Genomic DNA, 4,625 nt, shown 5'->3' with positions numbered 1-4,625 from the left:
CCAGACTCTGACAACGGTCTCATTGCCAACGGCCGTTGATACTTCAATCAAATCACCCATACCATTGCCATCGAGATCGACGCTGAAGAATTGACCACCCCGATCCTCCGGCCAAATATCGTTCACTTTACCGGCAAAGCTGCTGCCCCCCTTATTGGCGCCAATATGGATAAAGCCAGGCTCCTCCTCGCCGACCTCCACCTTGCGAACAATGCCAATACCACTGCCGCCCCCGGCTTCCAGTACCGGCATGGGCTGCCCCAAAACACCACCGCGGGTGTCATACCATTCGCTGTTGGTCCCGTATAGCTGACCATCGCGACCGCTGCCTACCACTAGGAAGCCACCACCCTTGCCGGCAATGTCGTACAGCGCCATCACCCACTGTTGGCGGCCATCGCCATTGATGTCCTGCAACCAGATCTGCACCGGTTTATAAGGCGTACCCCAGTAGCCGATCTGGGCAGTCGCCCCCTTCTCCAGCATGCCATCGCCGTCGCGCCATAGAGTGGCGCTGACCTGGCTATTATTGTCGGCAGGCACCTTGACCGCCAGCAGCTCGGCCAAGCCTTGACCCCTGAAATCGCCGTACTGGTAGTGCACGCTCGGGTCCCACTCGCCCACAGTGGTGCTGCCCTGCTCAAGCAAGCCAGTGGTGCTGGCGGACCAGCGTGTTGCCACGGCCATATTGTCTTCGCGGTGGATCACCAAGAGGCCGCGCTTGCCATTGGCCATTTGCCCGACCAGATATTGGGCGCCCGCCTGCCAATCACCCAGCAGCTGGCTACCACCCTTGACATAACCGCTGCCGCTGGCCAGCCATAACACCGCTACGGCGGTATCACCTTCTCCATGTTCGATGGCCAGCAGGCTGCGCCGGCCGTCATGGCCCAGGTCCAGTTCGAGCAGGCGGGTGTCGTGCAGACGGTTGTAAGGTGTCTGGAACTGGCTGCCATCAAACAGATAGCTGTTGATCTGCGGTTCGCCGTTTTGGCCGGTGAAGCTGCTGATCAGCTCTACCCGGCCGTCGCTGTCGATATCCTGCAGGCGGAAGGTGGCGTCGTATTGCCAAGGCCCGAGATCGCTGTCGGCCCCCTTGATATAGCGGTTTCCCTCGCGCAGCCAGGTGGTGACGGTGGTTTGATCGTCTTCATTTTCCCAGATCTGGACCAGATCACTATGGCCTTGGCCGAGCAGGTCGCCCGTGAGCAAGATTTGTCGGCGATGGCTGTCCATCGGTGGGACGAAGTCGATGGCTTGACCGTTGTCGAACAGGCTGATCCGGGTACTGTAGCCGTTCCCGTTCCACTCATCGGTGGAATACACCCCCAGCACATGGGAACCGTGGCTGTCCGGCACGCCTTTCAATACGGCTAATTGTTGTGCCTGCCTATCCACGCGGCCAACCGGCAGAGTGGACTGCGCGAGGCTGAGATCCGGCTGTACGGTCAGTAGTGTCTGGCGTTGCAGATGGTCTCCGTCGTCATACACCGATGCAGCAATCAATAAGGATTGCTGGCCATTGCCATGCACATCAACCGTGCTGATGCGCTGCTTGTAGTCCCATCCATCCAGCACGAGCTGGCGCAGCAGATTGAAACCGCCGCCCGTCGAGACCCAATAGCTGACTCTCGTGCTGCTCTCCTCATAGTTCTCGACCACCCACAGGCCGACTTTGCCATTGCCTTGGCCATCGGCCATCAAATAGTGGCTGTCGTCGTGCCATGCACCAATCGCGGTTTCGCCAGCCTGTGCCAAGCTGCCATCAGCCTGGGTCAGCCAAACCTGGGCAAGCGCCTGATTGTTCCGCTTATGCAGAACCAGCAGATCATTTTTGCCATCACCATCGATATCGCCAATCAGAAAGCGGTCGCTGTCCTGATAGGCACCCAGATCCAGTGCCGCACCAGCCACATAGCCTCGCCCTTGTGCATGCCAGCGCACAGCTGTGGTACGGCCATCCACATTGCGAATCTCCAGCATTTCGGCATGGCCGGTGGATAGCAGGTAGCGTTGCGCGCCATTGCCATCGGTCGCGCTATCGTCTTGCAGCGCACCATCAGTACTTCCATAGGTGTGCAACACTCCCGCAGCTTGGTCTTGACCAAACTGGATGCTGTCCCGAGCCCGTGACGCCTGAAGTTCGGTTTGGCGTGATGGAGTTGCCGCTTCCGCCGAGTCAAGCGCATTGCCTTCCGCAGTAGCGCCTCCCGCTTGATTGAATCCACCTCCAAAACCATGGCCAACAATGCTGGTATCCATTATTTGTCCTTTGCGTTGTAAAATGTCACGCAGCGCAGGCGCAAACTGGCTGGCATGCATTTGTTGATGTCATGCCAATAAATCCACGGTTTTCAGAAATTGTTTAGACGAGACGCCAAACGTAGCCGCGATCGTGCACACAACGGCCACAGCGAGAGGGAATGGGCAGCACAAATCGATGCCACGTAGAGGGTAGAGAAAACGAATTACGATGCGTCGACAAGGAAGGCTACGCGCTACGCAAGGTTGAAGCAAACTGATAGGCCCCACCACCTAGATGAAGCGCCCTGATTGCCGTCACCGATGGCCGCAGGGGCATGCCCGAGGCCCTGAGCATGCGCTTCCGGCCTCCACGCTACAGACTGGCATCGTGCATCTGATCCGCAACAGCCTCGATTACGCCAGTTATACGGACAGGAAGGCGCTAGCAGCGGCGTTCAAGCCGATATACAGGGCGACCAGCGCCGAAGCCGCCCAGGCCGAACTCCGTGTGTTTGCCGAGGGACCTTGGGCGCAGAAGTCGCCAACGATCACGACATCATGGCGGCGCGCCTGGCAGCACATGATCCCGTTGTTTGCCGTCCCTGCGCCGATCCGGCGAGTGATCTACACCACGCACAGAAATTCTGACAGCACCTCGCATTGCGCCCAAAACGCACGGCGAATCGAATGCTGCAGGTACTTACGATGGCCGCCATGCGCCTGTCGCATAGCGGCAAGGCCCTTGCCGCCTCCTACCGAAGGCTATGCAACCAGATGGACAAGCCGCGCGCCAACACTGCCACCGCGAATGAATTGGCGCGCTTGGTGTACTTCATACTGACCCGCGGCGAGGCCTTCGTCGACCAAGGGCAACAGCGGTACGAAGAGCAGCAGCGAGAACGGAGCATCGCCTCCCTCAAACGCCGCGCCGCCCCATTGCGATTTCAAATCAATCCCTTGGAAACCACCGCATGAACAATTGCCGTTTTGGTTTTTTACTTGAGAGCATCATTGACATCACGCAAAACTTAGTCAGCGTATATTTCAATGGCAATCCAAGGACGCCCGACGGATTACCCTGCCATCAAGATCAAACATCGGCATCGTAGCAATTCCAATCCATGAATGCAGCATTGCTGCCCACAAGGTTATGCCCTCAAGCACTTTTGATAGAATAATTTTGCGCCGACGAGAATCCAGATTATCATTTAAATAATCAAGAACCTTAACATCAGCAACACCATCATACTTATCAAAACAAGTATGATCGGCGCCAAGCTCGTACATTTTCGGAGCCACCATAGAAAACAAGTCGCGATTGCACCGCTCAAATCCAAACCCTACCGCCGCAAGCCATTTATCTCTATCTTGCTCTATCGCCAATTGATAAGCAAAGTTGATACATGCATTTGTTTCAACACCAGGAATATACCTATTCAGCTCCTCAGCTCCGCTCACCAAGCGCGTTTTTATCATCCAATCGAAAAGTAAACGATGATTTGCCCTTTGCCCATAAATCTGTTCAGCATAGATAGGCGTCATATAACTCTCTGAATATGACACCAAACCAAGCATCAAGCCCATCACCTTCGGAAATGCCACAGCGTAGTGATAAAGCTCCATTGCAATTGGCTTGAATTCCCGATGAGATTCCATTTTCCTTATAAAACCAAAAAATGGCATCGAATGAAAATATTCACAAGCCCTGGTGACAGGCTCATCAATCCAGGCATGCCTGTCCGCAATTTCAGGCAGCAATGACCCTGAGAATTGCCGATAACTCGCTACCGATTCAGTAACCATTTTCCTTCTCCAATAATTGCAGAGGCCACCAGCATCAGCATCAAACCGAAGCTGTGCTTGATCTTCTTTGAATCTGTTTGTTAGCGTTTTCTTATACGCTAATATTTCAACTCAAGCGTGTCAATGAATTCCACGCCTTCACGACAAACGGACTTGCAGACAGGCCCTGCGGCCGTCTTCGTATAGCCCTGCTGTACGCCATGTGAACGTAAATACTCAGCCATAAGAGACCAATCACCGAGTGCTGAGATAGGGATCGAGGCCGAAGCGCAATGTCGTGGTGTCGGCCCAGGCGTGTTGAGTCATCAGGCTGCTGGCAGCGAGCAGCAGGTAGTGGCGGCGTAGCGCATTGACCGTCATCGCAAACCTCGGGAACGGGCTTTTTAGGGACAGCCCTAACATTAGCTGGCCCCGCCGCCTGCTGCGCGACGTTTGATTCGTGGCGCACCGCTCGACCTGACACACTTTGCTTGCGCAAAAGCAAAACCCCCTAGAGGGTATCTAGGGGGTTTTAGAGGGGGAGCCTGGCGGTGACCTACTTTCACATGGGTAGTCCACACTATCATCGGCGCGGCTTC

3 protein-coding genes and 2 pseudogenes are annotated in these 4,625 nt (G+C 55.5%); 2 read left to right on the top strand and 3 right to left on the bottom strand.

Translation table 11 applies throughout. The features are described 5' to 3' along the window. Nucleotides 1-2,085: hypothetical protein (locus tag ACE3OH_RS19665; RefSeq protein ID WP_374357166.1), on the bottom strand; the 2,085-nt coding region annotated here is incomplete at its 3' end. Nucleotides 2,086-2,549: 464 nt separating this feature from the next. Between ACE3OH_RS19665 and ACE3OH_RS19660 the strand changes: the two are divergent. Together ACE3OH_RS19660 and ACE3OH_RS19655 are read left to right on the top strand one after the other, a co-directional pair. Next, nucleotides 2,550-2,881: pseudogene (locus tag ACE3OH_RS19660) on the top strand (transposase); the annotation flags it as partial. Nucleotides 2,882-2,916: 35 nt separating this feature from the next. Continuing rightward, a pseudogene (locus ACE3OH_RS19655) lies at nt 2,917-3,219 on the top strand (IS110 family transposase); the annotation flags it as partial. A 69-nt stretch (nt 3,220-3,288) separates the two neighbouring features. Here ACE3OH_RS19655 and ACE3OH_RS19650 read toward each other — a convergent pair. Both ACE3OH_RS19650 and ACE3OH_RS19645 read right to left on the bottom strand, forming a co-directional pair. Further along, entirely contained in the window at nt 3,289-4,047 is a 759-nt protein-coding gene (locus tag ACE3OH_RS19650; protein ID WP_374357164.1) for a hypothetical protein, read from the bottom strand. A 234-nt stretch (nt 4,048-4,281) separates the two neighbouring features. Next, entirely contained in the window at nt 4,282-4,407 is a 126-nt protein-coding gene (locus tag ACE3OH_RS19645; protein ID WP_374357162.1) for a hypothetical protein, read from the bottom strand. Between the last annotated feature and the right edge of the window lie 218 nt (nt 4,408-4,625).

The organism is Chitinimonas sp. (assembly GCF_041904975.1).
In the GTDB taxonomy this organism is placed as follows: Bacteria; Pseudomonadota; Gammaproteobacteria; order Burkholderiales; family Chitinimonadaceae; genus Chitinimonas.
Note: the sequence above shows the minus strand (reverse complement) of the source record. Positions and strands in the feature narration are given on the sequence as shown.

Coding starts and splice junctions, on each gene's coding strand:
- ACE3OH_RS19645 (WP_374357162.1), bottom strand. CDS start 4,407: ATGACGGTCAATGCGCTACGCCGCCACTACCTGCTGCTCGCTGCCAGC.
- ACE3OH_RS19650 (WP_374357164.1), bottom strand. CDS start 4,047: ATGGTTACTGAATCGGTAGCGAGTTATCGGCAATTCTCAGGGTCATTG.